The organism is Methylobacterium sp. UNC378MF (genome assembly GCF_900103195.1).
In the GTDB taxonomy this organism is placed as follows: Bacteria; Pseudomonadota; Alphaproteobacteria; order Rhizobiales; family Beijerinckiaceae; genus Methylobacterium.
Genome location: NZ_FMWU01000005.1, coordinates 51398 through 72922, shown reverse-complemented (window position 1 = coordinate 72922; position 21525 = coordinate 51398). Strand labels below are relative to the sequence as shown.

29 protein-coding genes are annotated in these 21525 nt (G+C 62.2%); 13 read left to right on the top strand and 16 right to left on the bottom strand.

What is annotated here, in order from left to right:
- Nucleotides 1–4: 4 nt before the first annotated feature.
- Complete coding sequence (locus tag BLT59_RS06720; protein ID WP_139173994.1) at nucleotides 5–679, bottom strand: hypothetical protein; 675 nt, start codon at nucleotides 677–679, stop codon at nucleotides 5–7.
- Nucleotides 680–810: 131 nt separating this feature from the next.
- On the opposite strand from BLT59_RS06720, the gene BLT59_RS06715 reads away from it, so the two are divergent.
- Both BLT59_RS06715 and BLT59_RS06710 read left to right on the top strand, forming a co-directional pair.
- Nucleotides 811–1347: a recombinase family protein gene (locus tag BLT59_RS06715; RefSeq protein WP_244513883.1), complete on the top strand. Its 537-nt coding sequence runs from the start codon at nucleotides 811–813 to the stop codon at nucleotides 1345–1347.
- 224 nt (nucleotides 1348–1571) lie between these two features.
- Nucleotides 1572–2525 carry a HEPN domain-containing protein gene (locus tag BLT59_RS06710; protein ID WP_175543957.1) on the top strand — a complete coding sequence of 318 codons (954 nt, stop codon included), beginning with the start codon at nucleotides 1572–1574 and terminating at the stop codon, nucleotides 2523–2525.
- Between the two features lie 122 nt (nucleotides 2526–2647).
- On the opposite strand, the gene BLT59_RS06705 is transcribed toward BLT59_RS06710, so the two are convergent.
- Together BLT59_RS06705 and BLT59_RS06700 are read right to left on the bottom strand one after the other, a co-directional pair.
- Nucleotides 2648–5185, bottom strand: a complete 2538-nt coding sequence (locus BLT59_RS06705; RefSeq protein WP_091777774.1) for a S8 family peptidase — start codon at nucleotides 5183–5185, stop codon at nucleotides 2648–2650.
- 56 nt (nucleotides 5186–5241) lie between these two features.
- A complete protein-coding gene (locus BLT59_RS06700) occupies nucleotides 5242–6252 on the bottom strand; it encodes an AAA family ATPase (protein WP_091777772.1) in 1011 nt (336 codons plus the stop codon).
- Between the two features lie 606 nt (nucleotides 6253–6858).
- Here BLT59_RS06700 and BLT59_RS06695 point away from each other — a divergent pair.
- Nucleotides 6859–7221 carry a zinc-finger-containing protein gene (locus tag BLT59_RS06695; RefSeq protein ID WP_091777770.1) on the top strand — a complete coding sequence of 121 codons (363 nt, stop codon included), beginning with the start codon at nucleotides 6859–6861 and terminating at the stop codon, nucleotides 7219–7221.
- Nucleotides 7222–7319: 98 nt separating this feature from the next.
- On the opposite strand, the gene BLT59_RS06690 is transcribed toward BLT59_RS06695, so the two are convergent.
- From BLT59_RS06690 to BLT59_RS06655, 8 genes are all read right to left on the bottom strand, one after another.
- A complete protein-coding gene (locus BLT59_RS06690) occupies nucleotides 7320–8831 on the bottom strand; it encodes a sodium:solute symporter family protein (RefSeq protein WP_091777768.1) in 1512 nt (503 codons plus the stop codon).
- Nucleotides 8828–9064: a hypothetical protein gene (locus BLT59_RS06685; RefSeq protein WP_091777766.1), complete on the bottom strand. Its 237-nt coding sequence runs from the start codon at nucleotides 9062–9064 to the stop codon at nucleotides 8828–8830. The genes BLT59_RS06690 and BLT59_RS06685 overlap by 4 nt, the downstream gene beginning before the upstream one ends.
- A gap of 22 nt (nucleotides 9065–9086) precedes the next feature.
- Nucleotides 9087–9533, bottom strand: coding sequence for an SRPBCC family protein (locus BLT59_RS06680; RefSeq protein WP_091777764.1), 447 nt, complete (start codon nucleotides 9531–9533; stop codon nucleotides 9087–9089).
- Complete coding sequence (locus BLT59_RS06675) at nucleotides 9520–9876, bottom strand: ArsR/SmtB family transcription factor (RefSeq protein WP_091777762.1); 357 nt, start codon at nucleotides 9874–9876, stop codon at nucleotides 9520–9522. The genes BLT59_RS06680 and BLT59_RS06675 overlap by 14 nt, the downstream gene beginning before the upstream one ends.
- Before the next feature lie 209 nt (nucleotides 9877–10085).
- Nucleotides 10086–10751 carry a DUF2268 domain-containing putative Zn-dependent protease gene (locus tag BLT59_RS06670; RefSeq protein ID WP_091777761.1) on the bottom strand — a complete coding sequence of 222 codons (666 nt, stop codon included), beginning with the start codon at nucleotides 10749–10751 and terminating at the stop codon, nucleotides 10086–10088.
- A 213-nt stretch (nucleotides 10752–10964) separates the two neighbouring features.
- Nucleotides 10965–11780 (bottom strand): hypothetical protein, encoded by an 816-nt coding sequence (locus BLT59_RS06665; RefSeq protein ID WP_091777759.1) that lies wholly within the window; start codon nucleotides 11778–11780, stop codon nucleotides 10965–10967.
- A gap of 320 nt (nucleotides 11781–12100) precedes the next feature.
- A complete protein-coding gene (locus BLT59_RS06660; RefSeq protein WP_091778110.1) occupies nucleotides 12101–13270 on the bottom strand; it encodes a cystathionine beta-lyase in 1170 nt (389 codons plus the stop codon).
- Nucleotides 13271–13606: 336 nt separating this feature from the next.
- A complete protein-coding gene (locus BLT59_RS06655) occupies nucleotides 13607–14824 on the bottom strand; it encodes an MFS transporter (protein ID WP_091777757.1) in 1218 nt (405 codons plus the stop codon).
- A gap of 101 nt (nucleotides 14825–14925) precedes the next feature.
- Here BLT59_RS06655 and BLT59_RS06650 point away from each other — a divergent pair, with 101 nt between their 5' ends.
- Nucleotides 14926–15378: a winged helix-turn-helix transcriptional regulator gene (locus BLT59_RS06650; RefSeq protein WP_091777755.1), complete on the top strand. Its 453-nt coding sequence runs from the start codon at nucleotides 14926–14928 to the stop codon at nucleotides 15376–15378.
- An 88-nt stretch (nucleotides 15379–15466) separates the two neighbouring features.
- Here BLT59_RS06650 and BLT59_RS06645 read toward each other — a convergent pair whose 3' ends face one another.
- Together BLT59_RS06645 and BLT59_RS31200 are read right to left on the bottom strand one after the other, a co-directional pair.
- The gene (locus BLT59_RS06645; RefSeq protein WP_091777753.1) at nucleotides 15467–15775 is read right to left on the bottom strand and encodes a hypothetical protein; all 309 of its coding nucleotides are present in this window, start codon (nucleotides 15773–15775) and stop codon (nucleotides 15467–15469) included.
- Nucleotides 15776–16031: 256 nt separating this feature from the next.
- A complete protein-coding gene (locus BLT59_RS31200) occupies nucleotides 16032–16328 on the bottom strand; it encodes a hypothetical protein (RefSeq protein ID WP_091777752.1) in 297 nt (98 codons plus the stop codon).
- A gap of 78 nt (nucleotides 16329–16406) precedes the next feature.
- Here BLT59_RS31200 and BLT59_RS32110 point away from each other — a divergent pair, with 78 nt between their 5' ends.
- Nucleotides 16407–16541, top strand: a complete 135-nt coding sequence (locus BLT59_RS32110) for a hypothetical protein (RefSeq protein WP_280141036.1) — start codon at nucleotides 16407–16409, stop codon at nucleotides 16539–16541.
- A gap of 120 nt (nucleotides 16542–16661) precedes the next feature.
- Here BLT59_RS32110 and BLT59_RS30565 read toward each other — a convergent pair whose 3' ends face one another.
- Nucleotides 16662–17021: a hypothetical protein gene (locus tag BLT59_RS30565; RefSeq protein ID WP_139173988.1), complete on the bottom strand. Its 360-nt coding sequence runs from the start codon at nucleotides 17019–17021 to the stop codon at nucleotides 16662–16664.
- Nucleotides 17022–17632: 611 nt separating this feature from the next.
- Here BLT59_RS30565 and BLT59_RS06630 point away from each other — a divergent pair.
- Complete coding sequence (locus BLT59_RS06630; RefSeq protein WP_091777748.1) at nucleotides 17633–17833, top strand: hypothetical protein; 201 nt, start codon at nucleotides 17633–17635, stop codon at nucleotides 17831–17833.
- A gap of 103 nt (nucleotides 17834–17936) precedes the next feature.
- A complete protein-coding gene (locus BLT59_RS06625) occupies nucleotides 17937–18293 on the top strand; it encodes a hypothetical protein (protein ID WP_091777746.1) in 357 nt (118 codons plus the stop codon).
- Here BLT59_RS06625 and BLT59_RS31195 read toward each other — a convergent pair.
- Both BLT59_RS31195 and BLT59_RS06620 read right to left on the bottom strand, forming a co-directional pair.
- Nucleotides 18274–18441 (bottom strand): hypothetical protein, encoded by a 168-nt coding sequence (locus BLT59_RS31195; RefSeq protein WP_175543956.1) that lies wholly within the window; start codon nucleotides 18439–18441, stop codon nucleotides 18274–18276. The two genes, BLT59_RS06625 and BLT59_RS31195, sit on opposite strands and share 20 nt — an antisense overlap.
- Nucleotides 18442–18507: 66 nt before the next feature.
- Nucleotides 18508–18693, bottom strand: a complete 186-nt coding sequence (locus BLT59_RS06620; RefSeq protein WP_091777744.1) for a hypothetical protein — start codon at nucleotides 18691–18693, stop codon at nucleotides 18508–18510.
- 165 nt (nucleotides 18694–18858) lie between these two features.
- Here BLT59_RS06620 and BLT59_RS06615 point away from each other — a divergent pair, with 165 nt between their 5' ends.
- The 6 genes from BLT59_RS06615 to arr all read left to right on the top strand — a co-directional run bounded on the left by BLT59_RS06615 (nucleotide 18859) and on the right by arr (nucleotide 21355).
- Complete coding sequence (locus tag BLT59_RS06615; protein ID WP_210185966.1) at nucleotides 18859–19506, top strand: ParA family protein; 648 nt, start codon at nucleotides 18859–18861, stop codon at nucleotides 19504–19506.
- Nucleotides 19503–19769: a hypothetical protein gene (locus BLT59_RS06610; RefSeq protein WP_091777740.1), complete on the top strand. Its 267-nt coding sequence runs from the start codon at nucleotides 19503–19505 to the stop codon at nucleotides 19767–19769. Before BLT59_RS06615 ends, BLT59_RS06610 begins: the two co-directional genes overlap by 4 nt.
- Nucleotides 19770–19788: 19 nt before the next feature.
- The gene (locus BLT59_RS06605) at nucleotides 19789–19998 is read left to right on the top strand and encodes a hypothetical protein (protein WP_091777738.1); all 210 of its coding nucleotides are present in this window, start codon (nucleotides 19789–19791) and stop codon (nucleotides 19996–19998) included.
- 66 nt (nucleotides 19999–20064) lie between these two features.
- On the top strand, nucleotides 20065–20274 hold the full coding sequence (locus tag BLT59_RS06600) for a hypothetical protein (RefSeq protein WP_091777736.1): 210 nt from the start codon (nucleotides 20065–20067) through the stop codon (nucleotides 20272–20274).
- Between the two features lie 41 nt (nucleotides 20275–20315).
- The gene (locus BLT59_RS06595) at nucleotides 20316–20531 is read left to right on the top strand and encodes a hypothetical protein (RefSeq protein WP_091777734.1); all 216 of its coding nucleotides are present in this window, start codon (nucleotides 20316–20318) and stop codon (nucleotides 20529–20531) included.
- A gap of 401 nt (nucleotides 20532–20932) precedes the next feature.
- Nucleotides 20933–21355: an NAD(+)--rifampin ADP-ribosyltransferase gene (gene arr / locus BLT59_RS06590; protein ID WP_091777732.1), complete on the top strand. Its 423-nt coding sequence runs from the start codon at nucleotides 20933–20935 to the stop codon at nucleotides 21353–21355.
- Nucleotides 21356–21525 lie beyond the last annotated feature (170 nt).

Here is a 21525-nt window from a genome sequence, read left to right as displayed (position 1 = left end):
CGGATCAGCGCTTTTTGGTGAGGACGCGAGGGGTCACTTCGCCGTCCATGCCGTAGCGCTTCCACGCCAGGTCACAGCCGTGTGGGTCGCCCTCGTAGGCCTGCACCTTCTGGTAGGCGTCGAGGGCGAACGCCGGGCTGTATAAGGCGTCGTGGCTGACATGGAGGGCGCTTAGGGCTGCGGCGCTGATCTCGTCGTCGACCGCCAAGCTCGAGCAGTGGTTGTTCACGAAGGTGCTGGTGGCGACAAGCAGGGCCGCCTTGCTCTCGGCCGAGCCAGCCGGGAAAGAGCCTTCGACCGGCTTTTTCGGCACCGCCCTGGGCCGAACAAGGCCGCGAATCTGATCGCCGTTGGGGCCGAAGCCAGTCTCGATCGCGCGACAGGCGGCAGCCATGTCCTTGCCGTAGGACGCAGTCAGCTCGTTGATATCCGGCCCGTAGCGCTTGTCCACCAAGTCGTTGTCCGTGATGCCGAACTCCTTCATCGCCGCCTCTACGCCGGCGCTGTCTGGCTCGATGTTCGGGCAGGCGAAGTGCGCCATGACGTTGACGACGGTGATCTGGACCACTTTCGCGTCTCTGGTGCCGGGCTTGAACTCCAAGGCACTCGCTGTGGAGGTGATGGCAGGGGATACAGGTAGGGCCACAAGCATGGCGAGAGCAGCGAGCTGGCGCTTCATTCTTCGGTTGTCCCTTCGCCGAACCGTGATGACCGAATGGGCTCACACGCTCAAGCTCGATGCCGGTGTATCACTCTGTTAGACGTTCGTTCGACAGAGTGTGACATACGGAGCGGGGCGCGGTCTGGCGCATGAACCAAGGCAAGTTCGTCGCCCACTACCGGGTCTCGACCGACCGACAGGGCCGCTCTGGCCTGGGGTTCGAAGCTCAGCAGGAGACGGTGCGTGCCTTCCTGAATGGCGGATCCTGGAGCCTCGCCGGCGAGTTCATCGAGATCGAGAGCGGCCGTTCCTCAGATTGGCCGGAGCTGATCAAGGCGCTTACGCAGTGTCGGATCAGGGGCGCTACGCTGATCGTCGCCAACGTCTCGCGTCTCACCCGCTCCGTGGCCTTCCTGTCCAGGCTTCTTGAGGCTGGTGTTGAGGTGCGCTTCTGCGACCTGCCGCAGATCGAGGGTCCGACCGGTCGGTTCATGCTCCAGCAGATGGTCGCTGTGGCCGAGCTCGAAGCCGGTCTCATCGGAGACCGGACCCGTAAAGCCTTGGCCGCTGCAAAGTCACGGGGGAAGAAACTTGGCACCCCAGCGAACTTGCAGCGCCAGGATGTGGCCGCGAGCGCGGACGAGCGGCTCGCACACGCAGCGCCGATGCGAAGGCGCTCGATCTAGTCGAGACCATCAAGGATGTGCGTTCTCTGGGGGCCTTATCGCTGCGAGAGATTGCGGCCGGCCTCAATGACCACGGCATCCCAACGGCACGCGGCGGAGCGTCATGGTCCGCTACGCAGGTGCAGCGCGTGCTAGCCCGTTCGAGCTAAACGTTGGTATAATCGCAGAAATCAGTGCAATACAAATAAGAAAATCTAGCGTTCTCAATAAAAGTGATGCGCATCATGACAGATCAGGGCAAAACCGCCGTAGGGACAAAACCGCAAGATTTGGAAGATTTCCACATTCCATTCTCTATGCGAAGAACACCACTAGAAATGAGTCTTGAGGAACGAAAAATTGAACTTGCTCTTCGTATGTTTGTTAACATAGCGGATCAAGATTATGTTACGGCCCGCTGGGGATTTCAAAATGGGCTCTTCCATACGTTCTATTGGTCTGGCGCACAAGCGATAGAAAAATACCTAAAAGCGGCAATATTATTTAGAGGAGAGTCTGTTGAAAATTATGGGCATAACTTAAAATCACTCTTTGCAAGAGTCAGACATCTTACTGGCGTGGACGATCTACCTAAAAAGTTGAAAATACCTAAGACCACTGCACGCGGCAGGGAGATGTGGAATGGAAAAAGTATTGAGCACTATGTCGACTATATGAATGTTTTTGGATCACCTGATAATCGCTATGCATTTGAAGGCTTGCATATTAATGGTCCAGTTCTTCATGCTCTGGATTTTACGTGCTTGCATCTTAGAAAAACAATGAATAATAATAATGTTCTTTCCGAAAATTTATTCAGATACAGAAACCAGGACCAGTATACCATAAAAAAGGGGAAAAAAGCACCGGCCTGGATGATTGATGCCGATTTTTTCTTAGAGCGCCTCTATTTGAAGCACTTTCATGTCGGAGAAAATAAGGAAACCCGCAAAGCGTTTCGCACGATGAATTTGGCATTCTTTACAGACAAGCATAAACATGCGGGTAGTTTTGGCGGATACATAAGAAACGGGTCCGCGCTGCATACCTACTTGGTGTGGCATAGGAATAGCGAACTTCCTGGTCAATCCAAAGAAAATGAGGCTATCATAGATCAACTGCGAGATTGGGTCGGCGAGAATATGCAGCTTGGAGACAGAGCACGAAAGGCAGTTGGACTGCCGCCGAAGAATAAATAGATTTCTCACCTTATCCAAGATATATAATCACGCTACAAATCTATGTCTGTCGACCTGTGTCTCTGCATTGCCGGCTACGACAGTGCAGAGCTTGTCTTCACAGGACATTGGCACAGATATCTCTAGGCCACTGGCACCTCTACGGTCGCTGCTTCGACAAGAGTAGTCACCTCGGCATGAAGATCGACAGTCTGACCTGGTGCTGAGATGGATACTACGAGCGCGTAGCGGCCCTTAGAGTTCATGCGCTTCTGACCCAGATGCGACTTCCACCAGCCACCGACGGGATAGACGGCGAGGCCGTCGTGTCCTGCAAGATCGACCGCGTAGCCTCTCCATAGGTCGCAATGGAGCGAGCCCGCTTCGACGGCTTTAGATCCCAATAGCCAGTCGTCTCTCTCCTGCTGGCTGACCGTGCCATCCTTCGCCTGGCTGGCGTTGATCCGGGCGCGGAAACTCGGCTCACTGTCGCTGCGCTTTTTCATGGCGAAGCGTAACCCGTAGGAGCGGTAGGTGTCGGGCCGGGTGGCGGCCTTTCCGCTCAGATTGGGTTCTATGAAGTAGGACAGGGTCACCTTCATGGTGACGATCTCGTTCTCAAGTGTCTGCAAGGCCAAGCGGGGCCAAGGCAGCTTGTAGAAGTGCATCTCGTTGAAGACGGCGCCGTTCCGATCCTCGTTGAGGGCGAAAGGCTGGATCTCGGCCTGGGCGATCAAAGTCACGTCGTTGCGTGATGACATGACTGCGCGTTCCAAATCCGGCACGCCGTAGCCGAACTCGCGCAAGAGCCGCTGCTTCTGCCGCTTGGTGCCGGTTTTCCAGTGAGCACCGGTGCCAATCAGCTTGGCCCGGATCGGCTGTGGCCATGTCGCAGAGTCGACCGTGAGAGCGCGGTGCGTTTCGGGCCAAAGGTCCGGGAGCGCGGCCTGCAAGCGCCCGGCGAAGTTGCCGGCCATACCCACGGCGGCGCTCGTTGCCCAGAACGGCATCAGCGGCCCCGCGATGACATCGGACCCGGTGGTCAACAGGGCTACGCTATCGTGCCCGTCACAGTGACCAGAGGCATCAGCGACCATGTTGCCGGCCTCGAACAATACCTCGGGCTTGATGGGTGTCAGGTCGTAGGGGAGCGCGTGGGAGCCGAGGCTGAACGGGCTGCGGTGGTTCGCCGGCACGACCGGCGTCAAACCGCGTGGATGCTTCGGCGGCGTGTCCTTGCGGGTGAAGCCGCCGACCGTAAGCGCGTTCCAGCTCTGGGCAGGGTCCTCGAGGGGCTGCAAAGCCTCGACCTCAGTGCGGTGACCGGGCTGCACGTTCCCGGTCGCTACGAGGATCAACCGCCTCAAGCGGTTATTGTCAGGCCCATTGTCACCGACCTCGCCCCTCATGACGCCGGCCGCGATCTGATCGAGCGCTCCGCTCCAGCTCGAGGGACGGCTCGGCGGGAAGTAGGTCGCGGAGTTCGCCAAGCAGAAGCTGCGCAGGATGCCCGGCCGCTCGATCTCCGCGGAGGCAACAGCGCCTTGGGTGAAGATCCCCCAGCTTCGCGGTGGCGTCTCAGGAATGCCGGGCGGCGGAAGGAGCTTCATCGACTCCGCGCTGTGGGCCAGCACCACCGGCGCGGCGCTGTTCATCAGCAACTCAAGATCACCATAGAGCGCCAAGCCGACTAAGCCGGTGCCATGACCACCATGCCGATGGTGATCATCGACGCCCCAGACTTCGTTGTAGGCCCACGCTCCTTGCAGGCCGGGCGCCAGCAGCGGATGAGCGGCACTGACCCCGGTGTCGAGCACGCAGACGGTCGGGGCTTCAGTGGGCGGTGGAGTGACACGGCCGACTAGGTCTTCGACGAAGTCGTGCTGCCCGATCTTCCCGTCTCGCTGGTCCAGAAAGGGCTCAATCGTGCCCATCGCGCGGCGAACTTCGGTGATCGCACCGGGGACTTGGCTCGCAAATACGAGGAGCGCGGCGACGGTGGCATGGACGTAGAGCACGGTCGTGTCCGGGAACTCGAGCGTGTCGGGGTGGACGTCGAAGTTGGCAGCGCGGGCATGTGCGGCGAGGCTGGCCACCAGAGGCTTTTGTCCGCGCACCCACAGCTCCCACCAGAAGGTGTCCGGGGCAGAGAAGTCGACGGCACCTGTAAAGAGCAGCGCGGGTGCTGCTGCGTCCAAACTCTCAATGAGCTCGAACTTCTCGACGTCAGGTCGCTCCCGATTACCAGGGTCGCGGCCGTATTGCTTGATGCGGTTCTCCAAGAACGCCTGTGCATCGTCCGGCACGAACCACACAGCATGTTCCGTGCGATCATCGCGGCGCTCAGTCCGCAGGATCACGATCCCCTGCTTGAGAAAGTCCAATCCAGACGGCACCTTAGCCGCCTTCGTGCGAGATTTCTCGTCGGGCGCTCTCGTTGCTATCTCAACAAGCGCGCCGGGTTTGAGATTAGCGATTTGAAGCCTAGGGCCGCCGCCCGAGGGCAAGCTCGCCATTGCGGCGGCAAGCTGGTCGATGAGCGAAGCGGCGTGCGCGGCGTAGTCGGAACGAAGAGGCTCTCGATTTTGCTCTCTCGTCGGCGGTTTGAATTTGAAAGTTTCTCTAAATTTTCCGATTGCAATGTGCTGTAGATCTCGAGCGCTGTAACTATCATCAGCCATCAAATTAAATTCCTATAACGTATGTCCCTATATTTGTATGAAAACAATATTCGATGCTAAGAGGTTGAAGCTCGCCTAAATTTGCCCCTGAGAGTCTGTCGATCTTGAAGGGCCGAGCGCAATGCAGCGGTTTCCACGGTGAGAGTGCCTTCGAGAATGGCGTCGCGAATAACGGCATCCGCCGCCCGGACAAGCTCGGCCTGGCTCAGCCCTTCATAGGCTGGTTTGAGGGTCGACCAGGACTTCGCATTCAGTTTGTAACGACCCAGGCGACGCTCCAGCAGGCTCTTGGCTGCGGCTGGATCAGGTAGTCCATACTCGATCACCTCCTCGAACCTGCGCGCAAGGGCTTCGTCGAGGATCTCGACATGATTAGTCGCTGCTAGCACGAGGCTGTCAGTCGCGTTCGGCTCCTCCATGAAGGTCAGCACGGAGTTGAGCACGCGGCGGATCTCACCGACGTCGTTCGGCTCGCCACGCCGAGCCCCAAGAGCGTCGAACTCATCGAGGAGGTAGACCCCGCGGGTCTGAGCCACCTGGTCGAACAAGACCCTTAGCTTCGCGGCTGTTTCACCTAAGAAGCGGCTGAACACGGACTCCAGGCGAACGGTGAAGAGTGGGAGCCTCAGCTCACCGGCCAAAGCTGCGGCCGTCATCGTCTTGCCGGTGCCAGGCGGCCCCACGAGGAGGATGTGAGCGGGCGGTGTCTGACCGTGCTCACGAAGAGCGGCGCGCTCCTGCTGCTGCCGCACGATGCGGCTCAGCCGAGCGCGCGCACTGTCAGCCAGCACCATGCTCGCCAACGTCACCTTGGGGTAGGTGCTCTCGACGAGGCCCTGAAGCTCACCACGTGGGCGGGCCATCGGGATCGGCGTTTGCCCTGACACAGGTCGCCCGATCCGCTGCTGATCGCGAGCCTTCTTCACAAGCCGCTTCAGCTGCTCGGCTTCGTCGGTCCGGCCCTGCCGCGCTTCTTGGGCGGCCACCTGCAGCGCGATGGAGAGAACCTGCTCGTCGTCACCATCGACGTGCGAGCTCAGAAGGGCGAGTAGCTGCTTGGTCGACATAGCCCTCCCCTTCTGACCGCGTCATCCCCGTATACCTAGCGTGATCCTAACAGGCCGTGCACGAGAACAAAACACTAACAAATCGCCCGATGCAGGCCGGTGTCTCCTTGCGCGGCAGACACTTAGCTTCGCCTGATATCAGATGGCGCTGAAATGGCCGAGTGGCTCGACCGCGGTGCTGGCAGCAGTGCGCCCGTCCAGCGCCGCTCGAGTGCGACGGAGGAAGGGGCCGCTACCAAGCAGCCACGCTCTCCAGTTCCCCACCAGATCCTCGGGTGTGACCGCGTCGACGAGCCGAGCAGCCAAGGCGAATTTCGGGATCAGCGCTCGCAAATTTTGTCGGGCCCGGCAGGAAGACCTTTTTCGCTCATTCGCACATGGGCGAAAAGTAGAATGCGAGCATGCTCTCCTAGGTGACCGCCTCAATCAGGCTACATCCAACTTGTCCGTTTTGGTGATAAATCACGATCGCAGCGGACATCTAGGGGACACCTAGGGGACACGCGGGGGACAAAACCGGACAAAATCGCATTGGTCGTATTTAGCTCTTCAGGACACTAGGGGGACACGTTGTCCGCCTGCTAGACAACTTGGAGACTTGGAAGCGTGGCGAAGCCCATCCCGATCTGCCCCCGCTGTGGGCAACCGGCGACCCAGACACTGACACCGAAGGGCCGGAAGAGCCGCTGTGAGCCGTGTGGGTTGTGGTCAAACGGCAGCAAGCCACTCCGCGACGAGGCTGGTCACCAAGCTCATGGCGCACGCGTCCGTGCCAGGCAGAACGCCCACCGCTTCTTCGATCCGCTCTGGAAGGAGGGCCTTGTCGATCGGGAGATCGCCTACACGCTGCTCGCCCAGGAGCTGGGCATTGAGCGAGACGCCTGCCACATGAGCCTGATGGAGGCCGAGATTGCCCGACGCGTTCCTCGCGCCGTCAAGGCAATCCGGGCCTCCCTCTTGAAAGGCTGAATGCGTTCATACTGGACGTGGACAAGCCGACGCGTGCCTAGACTGTCCTGCAACTCTCGTTGGCTCGAGCGTGTAGAAGCCGTCCGTGGCGAGCTTCCTCAGGCCAGAACCGGTCGGCTCTGCGGATCCACCACTTGCCCTGCTCTCCTAGCCTGCACGACCGCGAACAGCTCCTCGACCCGTTGCTGCTCCTCGGCTGCGTGCGGCAGCAGGTAGGCGCAGGCCACGTAGATGAGCACGTTGACGGCGAGGCCAAAGCAGCCGGAGGTCAAGCCGTAACCGAACGGCAAGTGGCCGCCATAAGCGAGCTCCAGCCCGACCGCCGTGATGAACCCGAGGATCATGCCGGCGAATGCGCCGTGTCGGTTCCCGCGCTTCCAGAAGATGCCCAGGAACTGCGGGATCGAGAGTTGGATGATGCCCTGGTAGGCCAGCACCGCCAGCGAGAACAGCGCCGGCAGCGTCAGGGTGGCAAGCCAGGACGCGAGCAGGGTCAGCAGCAGCATGCCGATCTTGGCGATGACGATCATCTGGCGCTGGTCAAGGGCGACGTAGTTGCCGACGAGGTCGTTGGCGAGCTGCGCGCCGTAGGCTTGGATGTTGCCGTCCGTATGCCCCATCGAGGCGGCCAGCAACACGACGCCGGCCAGTCCCAGGAGCACGAGGCCACCAGCCTGCTCGGAGACGATGAACCAGACGTCGTCGGGCTTGGCCACCGCTTCCGGCACCTTGGACGCGAGCATGCCGAAGATCAGCAGCGCAACACCGAACAGGAAAGTCAGCGGCACGGCGAGGGCGGCCGACTTCTTCAGGCTGTGCACGCCGTCGGCCGTGAACAGGCGCACGAAGATGTAGGGCCAGCACCAGCCGCCGAGCGCGCCGGTGAACATCAACGCGAACAGGTAGAGCGGGCCCTCCTTGGAGCCGAAACTCGGGATCGCGAACATCTTGGGATCGAGCGTGGCGAGCGTGCTGCCCCGGGCTACCACCAGCCAGACGATCAGGCCGAGGAGCATCAGGCCGCCGCCGATGTAGGCGACGATCCCTTGCAGATAGTCGGAAATGACGACGCCGCGCATGCCCATGCGCACCGTCCAGACCTGCCGCAGGGCGATGACGAGCACGCCGATCACGACTGAAGCCGAGAAGGACAGCACACCGAGCGACATGGCTTGGAACAGGTTGCCAAGCGCCTGCATGCCCAGCACCAACCAGGGCAGGCCCGAGACGATGCCGATCAGGGCCGCGATCGTTCGGATGTGGCGTGAGCCGTAGCGCAGCGCGAACAGGTCGCCCTGGGTGCGCAAGTCGTAGGCCTTGCCCCAGATCCAGACGGGCCGGGCGAGGACGAACAGCAGCACCACGGTCAGGAGCGAGTAGGACAGGACGTAGAACGACATCACACCGGCCGTGACCGACAGCGCGCCGAAGGCGGTGAACATCGAGCCGGGATACCAAGTGTTGAGGAACGACATCGCCTGGTAGCGCGCGCCGAACGAGCGCCCCCCCACGGCATAGTCGGTGAAGGACTGATCGACGGTGCGGTTGCGCTGGAGCACCCAGACGACGCCGACGAAGAACAGGGCGAGCAGGCCGAAGGTGATGATCATGCCGCGCTCTCCTCGTCGGCTGTATCGAGCAGGTAGGCAGCGATCAGGCTCGCGGTGATGCAGAGGCTGACGGCCAGGAAGTAGAAGAGCGCCACCGGGATCCCGGCGATTGGGGCGGTGCGGCCGTTTGCTGCCCAGTAGAGCGGCGGAGCCAGCGCGACGACGGCGTCAAGCGCGAACCATAGCTTGACGATCCCGCGCCGGAGCGGCGCAGGTGAGCCTTGTTTCGACATGGCGTTTCCTCGTTTTCGTTTTCTAGTGGAGCAAGGGTTCGAGCTTGTCGAAGCAGCTCGGCCAATCCTCCCGGTAGGCCTCGCGGATGTCCGCACGGGCGATCCGCCTGTGGGTCAGGCGCATCTCGCTGGTGCCGTCATCTCGTGGGGTGAAGTCGATCTGGAGCAACGTCTCCTCGCCGCGCAGCAGGTCGAGGGGGCCGTCATAGATCCAGGTCTGGACGATGCGCCGGCCCGGTTCGAGCACCTGATAGCGGCCGCTGATGCGGTGCTGCGCGCCGTCAGGCCCGCGGGTCTGCAACTGGAACCGGCCACCGACGCGCAGGTCCGTCTCGGCGTGCTCTACGACGTTCGCGCCCGGCGCGAGCCAACGCTGGAGCATCACGGGGTCGGTCCAGCCTTGGTAGAGCTTGTCGCAGGAGGCTCGGAAGATACGCTCAATGACGACGGCGGGCTCAGTGTCGGTCATCGTCGTCCTCGGAGTTCAGAAGGCCCTCGAGAGCATCGAGGCGTTCGTCCCAAAACTCTGTGTAGGTGCGCAACCAGGAGAGAGCCTGCTGAAGCGGCAGCCGCTCGAGCGAGCAGTGATGCACCCGTCCCTCGATCTCCCGGCGAATTAGGCCGGCTCCCTCCAGGACCTTCACGTGCTTGGAGGCGGCGGCCAGCGACATGGCGTGGGGCTCGGCGAGTTCGGATACGGTGCGCTGGCCAGACGCGAGTTGGCGGACCATAGCCCTGCGAGTCGGATCCGCGAGGGCATGGAAAACGCCATTCAAACCTGGATGCGATTGCTCAACCATCTGGTTGAGCATTTCAGGCTTCGATGGTTCACGCAAGAGGCAACGGTGCCGCCTGAAATCGCCATGGTTGTCGCAAGGACGGGCGCACCTCCCAGACAATCATTGCGTGCTTTCGAGAGAGGCGATTGGCGTGGGATCAGCCAACGTGCCACGCCAGTGAAGCTCGTTGAATGGCGCCATCCTACCACCAGCCTGCCGATGCAGACGTAGCTCATCCGATTTCAGAGGTTCGACAGCGTTCGTCCCCGGGCTGCTTCGATGACCTCGTGCGCGGGGACGGTGATCCAGATATCGCCGCCTATGCTCACGTTCGTTTCCAGCCAATCTCCCACGATGCGGTAGCCGAGGGTATAGCCGAGCCAGCGCGGATACCGACCCCCGAAGCCGAAGAACCAAGCTCGGTGATCGTGGCCGTTGCATACGAGTGTCGCGTTGTCCGGCAAGTTGGCCGCGAGCACCTCGTCGGTCACGGCGCATTCCCACGGCTCTGGCGGTGAGTTGAACAGGCGGCTGACGAACTGCCCCGCCAAGCCCTCGCTCACAAGGGCCTCACCCAGCGTCCAGCCGTAACCGGGACCGGCCATGCGCATGCAGTGGTGGGCTTCGTGCGCTACGGTCCGGCGTAGATCCCCATCACGCAGCGCGCGCGCGAAGTTGGGGTTGTCGGGATCGATGGTGAGGAAAAACAGGCCAGCACGCATGGCCTGTCCCGTCGTGCCTGTTTCCGGGATCACCGCGCCGGGCAAGCGCTGCACGAGGATGTCGAGCGGCGATATTGGCAGCACGCCCGCCACAGCCTTCCGAGCGATCTCGACCTCCTCGGCGATGGTGCTACGCCAGGGCCCCAGATCGCCGGATGCCTCAAGCCAGTGTAGTTGCCAGGACATCGGACCGCCTCGCTGGATGTGCCAAACGCCCATCTCTGCTGCGTGCTGCATGGCGAGCCAACGTCGCCTTCGAGCCCGTAGAAGAATGGCAGCACAGAGTGGATCTTGGCTGTTCCGCTTTCGGGCAGCAACGCGAAAGAGCGGACGTTGCTGCCGCGCCCGTCGGCGGCATCCGATAGGGTGTTCTCGACGCGCCACTTTACGACCACAGCGTCATTCGTCTGGAACTGGTGGACATGGCGGGGCCGTGAAGTCCGGCACGTCACTCGGCTTCATGGCCATAAACGCGTCGTAGCTAGCTAGGCTCTCCTCGGTCGGAACGGTCCGATCCGTCGCGAGCGCCCGGATGCCGTCGCCAAACGATCGGCGGGTGACCTCGTCCAAGATCGCGAAGTCGTTTGAGAGTTCGTAGGACATCGAGCCCGTCCACATGTCGATCCGGGCGTAGCCGGGCGCCCGGGCGAACAGCTTCGGGCGGCCCGAGACTTCGTGCTTGGCGAGCGCCACGCGCAAGAATTCAAGCTGTCGGAAGAGCACGTGTGTGCGCGCCAGGTCGTTCTCGATGTCCTTCGTGATCCCCGGGTTCCCGATGATGCGCCGGAGCGCGCGAGCGAAGGCGTCGCGTCCGAGGTTCAGGTCGCTTGGCTTACCCTTCTCCAGCGCGGCCGCCTTAAGTTCGAGGCCGCCGTTGGCCTTCCACTTCAAGACGTCCTTAGCGCGCTCGCGCCACGTCCGCAGGAGCTCGTATACGGCGAAGAGCCACTGCTGGCTAAGCGCGTTCAGTAGCATCGCGTGGCCGATGTCGATGCCCTCGTCAGCGGAGCGGTAGGCGCGGGCTTCGCTTTCCAACGGCATAAGGAAGCCGTCTACGAGCGCGACGTTCGTGGCCTGCATGCCGAGGTAAGGATCATCGCCGAGCAGCGTCAGTCCGCGTAGGGCTTCGTCGAGTTCGCGCGTCTCGATCTCCTCTGGTTCGCGCGGAATGGGCTCGTCGTGTTCGTCGTCATCGTGATCCTCGCCCTCATGCATCGCCGCCTCGCTTTGATAGTGGAACGTCTGCTGCCGAGCGCGCAGCCAACTTCTGCGGAGGATGCGAACCCAACGCTCGCATCACACCCAGTGAATGTCCGCGGTCCACCCTGAGCTCAGGTTGTCAGACATCCGGCGAACGGCCGCTTTCGGAAAGAGTCGATGGCTGTCTCTACGGCTGGCATGGATCGCTTTCGGAATGGCCGCTCCGGGTAATTTTCCGCGGATCCGCATTCGGCCAGCAATCCAAAAAAATGGACGTTGTCGCCGCGCCCGTTCACGACTCGACGCAGACCTCAGCTCATGGCGCATGTCGCGCCCTACGGCTCCTCGGTTAGGGCTCGATGCAAGTCGGCGATTAGGTCCGCGGGCTCCTCAAGGCCAACGTTGAGCCGCACGATCCGACCGTCATACCCCCTCCGCACCCGCGGCAGCGGCGGATAGGCCATGACGAGGCTGTGCGTGCCGCCCCAACTGAACCCCAGCTGGAACAGCCGCAGCGTCTCTGCGAAGCGCGCCACCCGCGCTGTGTTCCAGTCTGATCGGAATACGATCGAGAATACGCTCGCCGAACCGGTGAAGTCGCGTCGCCAGACCTCGTGCCCAGGGCAGTCGGACAACGCCGGGTGCAGCACAAGCTCAATCTCGGGCCGCGCCTTCAGCCATCGCGCCACTTCCAGCGCAGTCACCGCCAGCCGGTCCAAGCGCACAGCCAGCGTCTCCAACCCGCGCAGGGCAAGCGCGCAGTCGTCCGGCGACACCGCCAAGCCCAGAAGCCGATGCGTCGCTCCCACCCGTTCGCGCGCCTCTTCCGAGCCGGCCGACACGGTGCCGAGTAGGAGATCAGAGTGGCCGCCAACATACTTCGTCAGCGCCTGCATGCTCACATCCACGCCGTGCGCGAAGGCGTCGAACAGCACGCCCGCAGCGTAGGTGTTGTCGAGTGCCACCGGAACGCCGGCGGCGTGAGCGGCTCCGACGATGGCGGGCACATCCTGCACCTCCATCGTGATCGTGCCGGGGCTCTCGCACCAGATCAGGCGCGTATTCGGCCGGATCAGCTTGGCGATGTCGGCTCCCAGCAACGGGTCGTAGGCTTCCACCTCAATGCGGAGCCCGCTGAGCAGCTCGTCAGCCAACTCGCGGTTGGGGCGGTAGGCACTCTCGGGGATCAGCGCGTGGTCGCCCGCACGACAGTAGGTGAGATAGATCAAGGCGATGGCCGCCTGCCCGCCCGGCACGACGAAGCTGGCCCGAGCACCCTCTAAATCGGCAATGCGCAGGGCAAGCTCGCGGGTGGTTGGAGTGCCGTAGAGGCCATAACTGTAGCCCTCGCTGCGCCAGTCGTCGCGGGCGTCGGCCACGCGGTCGAACACCACGGTCGAGCCCCGATGGACGGCCGGGACGAGGGCCCGAAAGTCTTGGGACGCGGCAACCTTCGGGTGGACGAGCTTGCTTCGCCAGCGCCGGGCGGTCTTACCGTCGGTCATGATGCTCACCGAAGCTGGCGGAGTGCAGACAGCCTCTGCATATTTAGGGCGACTGCAGCCTTTCAACCTATCCTGCGCGAGCGTGCTGGGCAGAGTCGACCGGGCTTTGGATGACTTGGTTTTGTTTCGCTAGCTCCCATTCGGGCCCGCAGCCAACAGCTGCATCGAGTGGCCAGACAGACGAAGCATCCGACATCATGCCACCCGCCAAATGGCCTTTGCGTTCAGCGGACCGTTCACAGATCGGGAGCGGCTGTCCGAGCGATAGGAGCCGAACGCGGGTTCTGGCGCGAGGCGCCGTCAGCGGACGTGCTATCTCTGGCCTGCCCATGCGATCTATTTACTGACAGTGCAGTGCCAGACGCATAAGGCGATGACGCTGAAGAATGCCCCGATCGCGCAGACGCCAATCCAGCCTGCGAGGGCGAAGGCGGTCGTCCCCGCGAGGCCGCCTATACCGCTTCCGGCAGAATAGAACGCCATGTAACCGCCTACGAGCCGGCTGCGCGCCTGCGGATGCCGTGCGACGATCACGCTCTGATTGGTGACATGCACGGCCTGCACGGCGAGATCCAGGACGAGGACGCCTCCGATCACGGCGGGGATCGAGACCGGCAGCAGAGCGATCGGAGCCCAGGCGACCAGCAGCAATGCGAGCCCGAGGCCGGTGGTCCGATGTCCCAGGCCTCGATCGGCCAAGCCTCCAGCCTTGGCCGCCGCTAGGGCACCGGCAACCCCCACCAGCCCGAACAGACCGATCTGCGTGTGAGAGAAGTGGAATGGTGCCGCACTCAACGGCAGCACGAGTGCCGTCCAGAAGGTGCTGAAGGTAGCGAAGATCAGAAGCGCTAGCAGGCCACGAAGGCGCAGGACGGGGTCGCCCAAAAACAGGCGGGGAATGGAGCCGACAGTCGCGCGGTAGCTCGCAGTCCCCGGAACAGACCTACGGCCTGGGAGCACGCGTGCCAGTGCCACCGCCAGGACCGCGCTCAGACCCGCGGAGGTCAGGTAGACAGCCCGCCAGCCGCCGAGATCCGAAAGGACCCCAGCAGCGATACGGGCGCTCAGGATGCCGATGACGACACCGCCACTCACCGTGCCGATAACCTGCCCGCGTCTGTTGGAGTCGGCCAGCGCGGCTGCATAGGCGACCAGAACCTGGACGACGACCGCCAACAGGCCGACGACCACCATCGCAGCGAACATGACGGTTGCCGTCCGAGACGTCGCCACGATCGCGAGTGCGACCGCCGACAAGGCGGATTGCGTGACCGCGAGTGCACGCGGGTCGATCAGGTCGCCGAGCGGCACCACGAGGATCAGACCGAGCGCGTAGCCGAGCTGCGTTAGCGTCACGACGAGGCCGACCGCCGCCGGTGCGATCCCGAACTCGTGTGCCATCGCGTCGAGCAACGGCTGGGCGTAGTAGATGTTGGCCACCGAGAGCCCGCATCCGATCGCGCAGACGGCGATCGTCGCCGGCTTCAGCTCTACGTCGTCACGGGAGGGTGCACCGTTGGCGGCGCTCGATCGACAGGCGGTCTCCACGGTCATAAGGCCTCTCCCACAGATGGTCCTGTCATGAGACCATTGTGCGGACGGTCGATCTAGTTCTAAGTTAGAACCAGGTCAGACGGGACTAGTGGGACACGGTTATGGTGAAGCGGGTCAGTCTTATGGGCGCGGATTGCCCGGTCGCCCGCGCGCTCGACGTGATCGGCGACTGGTGGTCCCTGCTGATTATCCGCGACGTGTTCGACGGACGGCGACGCTTCAGCGAACTCCAGTCCGGTCTTGGCATCGCCAAAGGTATGCTGGCGGTCCGCCTGCGCGACCTCGTGGGGCGCGGTGTCCTAACGACCGCGCCAGCCTCGGACGGATCAGCCTACCGGGAATACGCGCTGACGGAAAAGGGAAGCGGGCTGTTCCTCGTCATCGTTGCCCTTCGCCAGTGGGGCGAGGATCACCTGTATCGGCCGGACGAGCAACACTCGGTTCTGGTCGACATCGAAACGAGCTGCCCCGTTGATCGTCTATCCTTGCAATCGACCGACGGACGGCGGCTTGGGTGGCGTGAGACGGAAGTCCGTGCCGTAGGCGCTGCCTGAGCCCTTTCATTTGTCGCATGGGACGCGATTTTCTGACCTGAAGCGGATGTCCAAACCGCCCGTCAAGGTCCGAAGAGATTGGTAGCGGTTACTCGCCATGGCAACTTAGACCGAGGCCCAGCGCCGAGAGGATCAGGTCGTAGATAAACCAGCCTAGCGCACCGAACTGTATCTGGAAGGCGGGGCCGGAGAGGATGTAACTGGCTGCGAACCGGCGAAAGCCGCCGTGCCGGAACACCTCCCACCCCGATGATCTGCGCGTGAAGATCAGGCCTGCACCCACCGATCGGTCCCTAAGAGCGACGATCATTTGCCGGGCATGCTCCGGCAGCGCGGCAAAGCGGCGCGTGCCGCTCAGGAGGCTCCGACGTGTCCAGCTGTCAGATAGCGCGACCATTCGGACGGTCCTGCCGTGCTGGTGTTTCTCCGCTGCCCCGTCCCTGCTCGACCGGGCCGGGGATCGCGTGCGCGCGTCGCTGAGACGTATCGCGAGCTGCGCGCAGTAGTCCGTGCGCGCTCATGGCTTCCGAAGCCGTGCGACGCTCTGAGAGCATGCGCGCATTCGATCATGCTTGCATGCTCTCAGGCGCGCACGAAAAAGCCCCGCTCGAGGGCGGGGCTGCCAGATCGTTGCGGCGCAGGCCGTTCGAGCCCTACTTGCTGCCGCCAGTGACGCCGGTGGGCGCGGTGCCGGCCGAAGGACCGGTGTTAGACACATCAACGTGCTGGGAGCGGACCGTCGTGTGCGTCGAGTGGACGGAGCCTGGTCCCGTGCCCGGCTTCGGGATCTCGGCACCAATATCGAAGGAGCCGGGAGACTGCGCGACGCCGTTGCCCGGGAGCAAGACCTGCATGGGCTGACCGTCATCGCCGTAGACGACTTCCGCCACATGGGGCTGGCCGTTCTGTTCGCTCTTGAGCGTGACGTGGTGGTCCTTCGTCGTCGGCATTATGGTTCTCCTCCCGATGATCGGGGCGGCGCGAATATCAGGGCGGCACCCCGGGAGCAAGCACGCGCCGTCGGCCTGGTGCAGCTCGCCGGCGGCGGCAAGGCCGAGGTCGCGCTCCGGCAGCGGATCGGCCGCGGGGCGCGCCGCAAGAAGACCGGTGCCAACATCTTCTTCGTCTCGGACCACTCGACCGGCCCGAACAGCCGCTTGTAGGGCCACGCCCGGGATCATCGAGGGCACCGACGGCTTCCGCGAGGGAATCCTCAAGCCGGGTGCCGAACACCCGTGGCATCTCGTTTCAACGTCGAAGCGGGCAGCGTGAGCGCACTTCGGCTAAGGACGGCGACATCCATAAACTTCGCCTGCCAAATGGGCGTCGAAACTATGCACACAATGTTCGCCAAAGCGCACATCTAAATTGTGCAGTTTTATTCTAACGATTTCGTTGCCAGTCTTTACACGAACCCAGGTGCCCCAACCCGGAAACTCACCTAATTTCGGCCATTTATACCCTACGGTTTTTCCTTTTGCGCATTCCGTGCCAGTGCCACCGCATTTTTTGCCAAGAATTTTAGGATTGTTTACTGCGGCGGGATCAAATTCAACGTCCAAAACGACTTCTGCGGCACAAACATTGGTCGCTAAAATGCCGAAGATTGCTGATGCAATGAATGTTTTGATTTTCTTTGGCAAAGCGGCACCTCAAAGCGATGACGGCGATCTTCAGCATGCCCGACGTGAGTTGCAATCGGCTCAGATCATCGCGTTTCGGCGACGAAGCGCGCAGCATGACGGCTTCGGAGGACTCTCGAAAACTTATTACTGGGTGCTCATGCGGTCTGTTGGTGGAGTAGGTTTATGGTGGTTGGATGCAAAACTTACTACGAAAAATACGATCGACCCGATAACCAAAATTATTGTGCGAACAATAATCCTATGATCATATACAAATTTAACGATATTTGTTTCGCCGATATAAGCAGCGTTGCTAATAACCAAATACCCCGTGCTGAATGGCAGGGAGAATACGCTGAAGATTGCGCAAATTATGAGTGCGCCTTCGTGCTTCACATGCGTTCCCGCGTTGGCGATTAAGATATAGACTACGATGACGGACGGAATTATAGCCAGGCAGGCAACTACATTCCCCTTACGCATGTGACCTTTCCGATCTAATCGGCCGGTTGGCGCATATCCTGGATCCATAAAGCAATCTTAGTAGAGCTTACTTACCAATTTCGGCTCAAATCGCGCGTTATCATCGCTATGATGTCTCCTATGCGCTCATTCGCAGGAACCGCGGCATGACACCCAAACAGCAGTTTGCCGTCCACCTCTTCGATGAGCGTGGGCACGCCCTCTCCTCCTACGACGTGCAGGAGACGGTCATCCAGCAGCTCCGGACGGAGAACGCCCGGCTGCGCGCGAACCTCGCCAAGCTCAACCAGATCCTGGCCAAGTCGAAGGCGGCCCACGCCGCGAACGCACCGCCCTGCATACACTAGCGGCGGCGGTTTTCCTCATCATTCACCAATGGCACAGTGTGCCCAAAGCCATCAGTCAGTGCTGAAATGATCCGTCTGGTCAGCGTCCCCTACTGGATGTCCTGTGCGGCGCCCCAGGCTGAGCCTCGCGGGCGCAGAGGAGCTGGTCAACTTCGACAACTTCGTCCCCTACGGCGAGGCGGATCCGGTGCTGATGGCCGATGAGGCGCTGTTCCACAGCAAGGGCAAGCCCGAGGCGTCGATGCCCAAGGTGACCCCGCTGCCGCCGATCGCAGGTCTCGGCCTCGCGCGGCCAGGCTCCCCGGACCTCGCCAAGATGCTCGCGGGCTCGAAGCTCCCGGTGTCGGAGCTGGGCAAGACGCTCAACCAGCTCGGGAAGGCCGCGGCGCAGGCCGGCTCCGAGATGCAGAAGGTGATCGACCAGGCCTTCAGCAGGGCGCTCAGCGATCGGGTGCGGTGAGCTCGGGCTTCGGCGACTCCGGGTGAAGATTGCTCCAACCTCCCCAGATCCCCTGGGCGCCCCAGGCGAGCACGAGGACGATGCCGATTGCGACCACAGTCAGAATGATCTTGGTGGACAGAGGCGCGCGCCTGTCGTTGTCGTTCATTCCGCCTGTCATCCGATCCCGCACCCTGGCTTCCGATGCCATTTGCTTACCGGGCATTCGTAAACGTCAGGGCGCCGGCAGCACCGTGCCGACCGTGTTGAGCGAGCCGTTGGTCTGATACGAGAGCTGGAGCGCCTGATGCGACGGCCACAGGGTCTCGACCCCGATGTAGAACACGGCGATCCCACACGGGAGCAAGATCGACGCGATGGCGATCCGTGTGCCCAGACCTAATCCTGATGCCTTCTTCATGATGTCCCTCCGCTGGTTGCGCGGGTGGTCATCAAGGATAGGCCGGGCCGAGGTGGTTGGTTCCCGCTACGAGTTCGCCCTGTGTTCCCGTAGCGGTTAACGGCTCGTGAACGTATGAGGGGCGTATGCGAGCATGATCGTCTACGCCCAAGCGCGAGTTCACCCGTGAAGACCCTCGCTGTGCTCTCCCAGAAGGGAGGCGTGGGGAAATCCACGATCGCCCGGCTGATGGCTACTGCCTACGCAGGCGTTGGCTGGCGCGTAAAGCTTGCCGACTTCCATACCAAACAGCTTGCCAACGTGGGGTGGGCCAGGCTGCGGATGGCCGCAGGGGTGCAGCCCAAGGTGCCGGCCGAGGCGTTCGCGAATGTCAGGAAGGCGCTGACACAGCAGACCCAATACGACCTGATGGTGTTCGACGGGAAGCCCAACTTCGACTCGGTTACGCTTGAGATCGCCCGGGAGAGTGACATGATCCTCGTCCCGGCCGGCGTGACGCTCGACGACCTGGAGCCGCAGGTGAAGTTCGCCCACGAGCTCCTGAGCCGCGGCGTCGAGCGGGCCGACATCCTGTTCGTCCTGAACAAAACGCTCGACAGCGCCGCCTCGGTCGCCGACGCCAAGGGCTACGTCGAGGCGGCCGGCTACCGCTGCGCGGCGACCGATCTGCCGCACAAAACCGGCTACCAGCTCGCTCAGAACGGCGGCCGCGCGATCAACGAGAGCCAGTATCCCAGCCTGAACGAGCGGGCCGACGCGCTCGCCCAAGAGATCATCGACCGCTTCACCGAGCTCGCAGAGACCAAGAAATGAGCCGCCTCTCCGCGCAGCCGCCCCCTCCCAAGGACGAGAAGCCGAAAGGTCGTATCGGCCATGCCGTGCCCAAGCGCGACGAGGCGCCCCAGAACATGGCCGCGGCCGACGGCAAGCTGTGGTTCGACATGTCGTTCAAGGTCACACGGGAGCAACTCGAGGCGTTCCGGCTCAAGGCGGCCAAGCGGAAGATGAAGCAGAAGGACCTTCTCCTCGCCAGGTGGGCTTTCTACTGCAACAACTTCCCGGTGCCCGACGTGTAGGACCCAAGGGAGATCTGCCGTGACCTACCGGGAGCGCCTCGCGCTCTCCGAGGCCTTTCACGAGTTCGAGGACCTCACCGGCCTGCACCTGTCGGAGGCCGAGCTCGAAGCCTTCGAGGAGCAGGCCCAAATCGAGGGCCTTTCCATGAGCGCCTACTTCGAGCGCTCGCTCGACCGGGTCAAGACGGCGCAAGCCGAGCTCCGGAGCGAGAACGTGACCAAGCACTGAGTGCGGGACCCGGTAGTGGATCCGCGGTGTTGGCCCGTAGGGGGTCCACTCTTCGGAGTGCCCGCAGTGACCTACAGAGAGCGCCTTATCTACAACGAGGATCTCCAAGACCTCGAGGATCGTCTGGGCTGCCGGCTTAGCAACGTCGAGCTTGGGGAGATGGACTCCAGAGCGCACCAATCGGGGCTTACCCTGGAGGAGGCCTTGGAGCATGCAGCCTTGAACGTGGAGCTCCACATCGACGAGCTGCTGCGCGGAGACGGAGTGCTGCATTGAGCGAGCCCTACGACCTCCTCGAGCACCACAGGCTCTAAGACGTGCTCAAGGGCGCGCGCGAGGTCCTGGCGATCATGACGCCCGAGGAGCGCGCGACGGCGATCGCAGAGGCGCGTGCCAAGGGTATCGAGGTCGAGGTGCTGGTAGCACGCGCCATGGGCGTGCTGCTGCGGGAGTTCCAGCTCGATGAGATGGCGCGTAACGACATGCAGCGCGCCAAGGCCAATCTCCCGCATATTGGACCCAAGGGCCTATGAGATCCGCTTTCGCTGCCGTCGCTCTCATTCTTACTGCCGGCCCCGTGCTCGCAGAGCCACTCCCTCAGGTAAACGTGGCTGCCGTCTGCAAGCGCTACTCATTGCGGCCGGAGAACCAAGCCAACTCCGAGGGTCGGTTTTCATACTGCCTGGAGAACGAGCAGAGGTGGTATGACCTCCTGAAAACACAGTGGGGTGATGCTGCCGAGGTAGACCAACGCACATGCATCTCTAAGACAGATGCTACAGTGGAGCGCTTCTACAGCCGCTTGGCGAACTGTCTGACGTTTGCACCTAGCGACCGAGATAGGCCGCCGCCCCAGAAAGAGTTCCGCTACTGAGGTCCGGGGTCGGGAGCGTGGCCCGCCGGCTAGAAGCGGCCTCCCAAGGTAAGGACGACGATGACCGAGGCGCTGGACGAGGGGCCGTTCTTTCACGGCACGATCGCGAAGCTATACGTCGGTGATTTCCTCATCGCGGGATACCGATCGAACTATCGTCCCGACGTGGTGATGAACCACATCTACTTTACCTCCCGTGTGGACGGTGCGGGGCTCGCCGCCGAACTCGCGGCGGAACTCATCGGAGGCGACGCAATCCCGCGCGTTTATGCGGTGGAGCCGACCGGGCCATTCGAGAACGACCCGAACGTGACCGACAAGAAGTTCCCCGGCAATCCCACCCGCTCGTATCGCAGCCGCGCCCCGCTCAAGATCATTGGCGAGATCACACACTGGACGAGATTGACGCCCGAGGCGTTGCAGATGTGGAGAGAACGGCTGATCGCGCGGCGCCCAGAAGAACGGGGCGAGATTATCAACTGACCTATACTGAGCGAGAGACCCAATGTCGGGAGCGTTGCTGGACCGTTCACCTGGTGTAGGCGCGTCTCCCAAGAATCGAACCGGGAGTATCTCATACCGAGCATCCGGCGGCGCGAAGCTGAGTGCCGTCTCGCACCAACAATCTGACCTCTGCGGGATAGGCAGGCCTT